Here is a 5,542-nt window from a genome sequence, read left to right as displayed (position 1 = left end):
AAAACACCCGATATTGAAGCGCCTAAATTGCCAGAACCGACGCTTGAAAAACCGAAAGTCCCCACAGTAGTTACTCATGGCCACACAGTCGGCGTACCAACAGGTACAGTTCATACAGGAACATTAGGTACCGTAGAGGCGAATGGAAATGTGATTGATAGCACTGGTGGTAATAGCACACAGGCTGATCCTAATACGGATTTATCTAGGGTAGATCCTCAAACAGACAATAACCAAGGTGCATTGCCTGAAGGAATATTACCTGAAGAAGCACAACAACCGACTGTACCGCCGGTTGATCCTACTACACAAAATGAGCAACCGAAAACAGATAACACTCCAAATATGGGAAATGAGAGTAAACCCTCTACCCCGCCTGTTGATCCCAATGCGCCACCCGATGTCACACCGCCCACGACAGCAGATAACACAACACCACTGACCATTCCTGCGAATGCGTTAGCGAATGGCTCAACCCAGTTCCTGAATGGTCAATGGAAAGCTGGGGCAGGAATTCAAGATCAAAAAACAGGTAAACCACTGAGCCTGAATTACCAACTCGATAATGGTAAAGGGCAAGTCGTCATGACACGCAGTGATGGCGTGACCTGTAAAGCCCCTGTCAATGCAACCATTAATCAAGGCGGATTAAATATTAATAACCAAGGTCAAGCTCTGTGCAGTGATGGTTCAAACTATTTGATGCCAAATATCATTTGCCAGCCAGGAAGCCAAAATATAGCTGATTGCCAAGGAAAATATGAAAATAATCAGCCATTCCCATTATCAATGAAGCGGGAGAATAACTAATTCATGTTAGCGCCACTGACCGATTATAAAGATAAAATTACCCTTATCCGAGACAGTAATATTCAGTTTCTGGATTTTGGCTTTAAGCTACCACAACGTAAAGAATACGGTGAGTTTGTTAAAAAAGGCGAAAACGGCCCATTAATGCGACTCATCTATAATGAACGAGATGATAACTATCTTTATCCTGCACCTAAGGATCAGCCTCAAACCCCGAGAGAAGCTGAATTTAGTTTCTCCCTTGAAGCGTCATTAACACTCTTAAATGACACATGGCTACCTGTACCATTTTTCCGCTTTAATCCACCACGAGCGTTCTCTCAAGGCCCTGATAACTGGGTAAGAATGATGTTCCATCAACTGACAGAGCCAGATGAAGATGGGCATACACATCGCGTTGTTGTGGCATTTGACACACGAATTGAGCCGAATCGCGCCAATACAGCTTATCTGGCACCAAACGAAGAAGATGTTCGCTCGGGTGTTGCTTTTGCGCTTGCCTATTTAGGCTATGAAGTTGAGAACTTCCTTGAAACACCATGGATTGATGGTTGGTTAAAGGAAGTCTTTAGCGAAAGAGCGCTGGCGGTGACTAAAATGTACCATGATGAACTTGAAGATGCGCTCAAAGAGTTTCAACATCAGGCACATTATCTCAATTTGCTCAATATATTAGGTGAGAAACTACACTTGCCTGAAATCAAAATTAACGAAACCAAACCGCAAGAGCCCGCGATTGACGTTGATCTTATTCTTGATGTGGGTAACTCACGTACCTGTGGGATCTTAATTGAAGATCATATCAATGATAACAAAGGGTTAACGCAACTCTATGAAATGACGCTGCGTGATTTAAGTCACCCTTATCAAATCTATAATGAACCATTTGAAAGCCGTGTTGAATTTGCGCAAGCGGAATTTGGTAAACAAGATTTTTCAGTTAATAGCGGTCGCAACAATGCCTTTATGTGGCCCACTATTGGTCGCGTTGGCCCTGAAGCCAATCGCATGGCAGCGCAACGGTTAGGAACGGAAGGCTCAACGGGTATTTCAAGCCCTAAACGCTATTTATGGGATGACTCACCATATTCTCCAGGTTGGCGCTTTAGCCGCTCTTTTGGTCAAACAGACCGAGAGCCACTGGCGACGGCTGTTCCAATGACATACCTGCTAAACGATCACGGTGAACCGTTATTCCGTTTAGAACCAGATGATCGCATGCCAGTATTTACGCCAAACTATACTCGCAGTTCATTAATGACCATGATGTTAACCGAAGTGTTAGCACAAGCATTGACGCAAATGAACAGCCCAGCTCAACGCCTTAAAATGAGTCACGCAAGTGCGCCTCGTCAGTTGCGCAATATCATTTTGACTATTCCACCTGCAATGCCAAAACCCGAGCGTGCAATTTTTGAAACGTGCATGGAAAACGCATTAGGGCTCATTTGGAAAGCAATGAATTGGGATCCGACGGATGAGAAACTCCGTTTTGATGGTAAAGATGAACAATGCCGTATCCCGATGCCAAACATCCATGTGAAATGGGATGAAGCCACTTGTGGCCAGTTAGTTTACCTCTATAACGAAACACAAATTAAATTTGGTGAGCGTACTGAAGCCTTTTTTGCCAGCCAAGTGCGTGAAGATAACCGCGCATTAACGGGTGATAGCGCCTTAAAGATTGCCTCAATAGATATTGGTGGCGGAACAACCGATCTCGTGATCACACGCTATAAACTGGATACGGGGACGGGGAGCAACGTCAAAATTATTCCAACACAGTTATTCCGTGAAGGATTCAAAATTGCAGGTGATGATATTTTATTAGATATCATCCAGATTTGCGTATTGCCTGCATTACGCACAGCATTAACGGATGCGGGTATTTCTGATGCTGATGCGCTGATGTCTTCTCTTTTTGGGAGCGAAGGTTTAGATGCAGGGCAACAAGTGTTACGCCAACAGCTTACCCTACAAATCTTTAATCCGATTGGGTTAAAGATTTTAAGCCAATACGAAAACTACGATCCATTAGTTCCTCATGAAGGCATTAACAGTACTTTTGGTGAATTACTTAGCGTTCTACCTACAGAGCATGTACGTCGTTATATTGATGACGCAACGAATAAAGAGCTCGGTGGCGGCGACAGTTTCTCCATTTTAAATGTGCCTGTACAAATTAACTTTGCACAATTACACGCTGAGTTTATTTCGGGTGAACGTATTAATATCACCCGTAGTTTAAAAGCCCTATGTGAAGTGCTTTATTACTACTCCTGTGATGTTTTATTGCTGACGGGTCGCCCTTCTCGTTTACCGGGTATTCAGGCGCTATTAAAAGTATTACAGCCTGTACCGCCTTCGCGTATTCTGCCATTACACGGCTACAAAACAGGTGGTTGGTATCCATTCAACAAAAAAGGTCGTATTGACGATCCAAAATCTACCGCGCAGTCGGTGCGATGCTGTGTTTAATGGCTGAAAATGCACGTTTGCTCAACTTCTACTTCTCAACAGGTAACTTTAAAACGTATTCAACCGTCCGTTATTTAGGGATGTTGGATAATAACAACACAATTTCCGATAATGACGTTTACTACCGTGATATTCAGGATAAATTTGAGCCTGATCCTGATACCTATTTCGAAGTCAGAGGCGGGATCCGCTTAGGTTTCCGTCAATTAGATAATGCCCGTTGGCCAGCATCTCCACTTTATACCTTACGCATTAAAAATCCGAAATTGGCGCAACAACTTAGCCAAGAAGACAGCGTATTGCATATCAAGCTTGGAGAAGAAAGAGGCGCCTCTGGTCATAATAATGACAATAAATCTGAAAAATTACGTATTGAAGAAATGGAACTGATTAATGGCAAAGGTGGCGTTAATAAAAACGGGTTAAGTTTCAAACTCAATACGTTAGCAGATAGTGGTATTGGTGAAACATCCTATTGGCTGGATAGCGGGAGTGTATTAGGTAAATGAATATGATGGATGAAAAACAGTTAACAGCCAAATGGGATGCCATTTATCAAGGTGCAGGTAAAGCCATTGATTGGGTGACGGCAGTAAGAGGTAATGCGCCTCGTTTAAATACCGAAGCCGATAGCCTTATCTATCGTCTACGCCGTAGCCGTAATATGGCAAAAAATCTCAGTTTAGCAACACAGCGCCCCATGTCTGTGGGCTTTTTTGGTCTCTCTCAAGCAGGAAAATCGTACCTGATTTCAGCACTTGCCGCAGGGCAAGAGGGTAGATTAAGAACCAGTATGGCAGGTAAAACACTTGATTTTATCGACCATATCAACCCACCGGGCGGCGGTAAGGAAGCGACTGGTTTAGTGACTCGCTTTAGCCGCAATGCCACAAAAGGTACACAAGCGTTTCCTGTCGAGTTGCATCTTTTCAGCGAAATTGAGATCGTTAAAATTCTCGCCAATGCTTACCTGTATGATTTTAATCAAGAAAAAATTGAATTTGAACTAGATGACGAGAAAATTTCTCGTTTAATCAATTCATTAAGCACACAATGCAATGCGACACCTGTTGCCGGTATTACTCATGATGATGTTGTTTCATTATGGGATTATCTGCAACGCCACGCGGAAAAAAGCCAGAAAAAACTGGCAACAACCTATTGGCCTAAAGCGATTGAATTAGCGCCTTATCTCAACATTGCACAACGCGCTAAACTCTTTTCTGTTTTATGGGGCGATATTGCAGAGCTCACTTCCGCTTATCAACGTTTTAGCACCACACTTGCTTCTTTAGGTAATGCCTCTCTTGTTTTAGCCCCGCTCTCTGCGTTAGTTAAAGAGCAAGACGGCGTGTTAGTACAAGAAGACAGTATTATGAACGTAGATATGTTAGAGCGTCTCAATACTGCCAATGATAGCCAGATCAGCATTTGTCCTGTTCATGGCGATCATATTGATGCCCCTGTTACCCTTTCGTTAGCAGAGTTAACCGCACTGACGGTTGAATTAGTCGTCCCATTATTAGATGCACCAAGTAAAACCCTGTTTGAACATGTTGAGCTGCTCGATTTTCCGGGCTATCGCGGTCGTTTAGGGGTTGAAACCATGGCGGATGTACGTCGTCAAGTCAACGATGATAGTGCTAACCCTCTGGCACAACTTATTCTTCGGGGTAAAGTTGCCTATCTGTTTGAACGTTATACCGATAATCAAGAGATGAATGTGTTAGTGGTATGTACTGCATCAAACAAACAGTCAGATGTAAAAGAAGTCGGTGCTGTTCTCACAGAATGGATCAACAATACACAAGGCAAAGATGCACAAACTCGAGCTAAACGTCCTTCAGGTTTAATTTGGGCAATGACCATGTTTGATATGCGTATTACCAACTCTTTAACCATGAATGAAGCGTTATTACGCCAATCATGGGGCAAAGGTGGCATGATCAAAATGGCAATGCTAGAGCGCTTTGGTCAATATGAATGGATGTCATCCGATTGGATCAATGGTGAAGCCTTTAATAACACCTTCTTAGTACGTAAACCCAGTGTACCTACCCCATTTATTCAAATCAGTAATGGCAAAGAGATTGTTCTCAATGAGGACAGTGTTTCACAATTACATCTGATGAAAAAAAACCTTTACTGAAGATGAAAACTGTCCAACGCTATATTCGTGAGCCAGACCAAGCATGGGAGGCGATGTTGTCGCTTAACGATGGGGGGATGCAACGCCTTGCAGACTACCTTGAAA

At 43.2% G+C, this 5,542-nt stretch carries 3 protein-coding genes and 1 pseudogene; all 4 read left to right on the top strand.

Features of this window, described 5'->3' with window-relative positions; translation table 11 throughout:
* Positions 1 to 810, top strand: an 810-nt coding sequence (locus tag BHE89_RS23730; RefSeq protein ID WP_286146011.1) for an SrfA family protein, incomplete at its 5' end; no start/stop codon positions are given.
* A gap of 3 nt (positions 811 to 813) precedes the next feature.
* Positions 814 to 3,797: pseudogene (locus tag BHE89_RS08700) on the top strand (virulence factor SrfB).
* The gene (locus BHE89_RS08695; RefSeq protein WP_286146010.1) at positions 3,794 to 5,437 is read left to right on the top strand and encodes a virulence factor SrfC family protein; all 1,644 of its coding nucleotides are present in this window, start codon (positions 3,794 to 3,796) and stop codon (positions 5,435 to 5,437) included. The pseudogene BHE89_RS08700 and the gene BHE89_RS08695 overlap by 4 nt, the downstream one beginning before the upstream one ends.
* 2 nt (positions 5,438 to 5,439) lie before the next feature.
* Positions 5,440 to 5,542, top strand: a 103-nt coding sequence (locus BHE89_RS25395; protein ID WP_286146012.1) for a virulence factor SrfC family protein, incomplete at its 3' end; no start/stop codon positions are given.

The organism is Shigella sp. FC1967 (assembly GCF_001743005.1).
In the GTDB taxonomy this organism is placed as follows: domain Bacteria; phylum Pseudomonadota; class Gammaproteobacteria; order Enterobacterales; family Enterobacteriaceae; genus Proteus.
The sequence above is the reverse complement of the archived record's forward strand: the minus strand, read 5'-3'. Positions and strand labels throughout refer to the sequence as shown.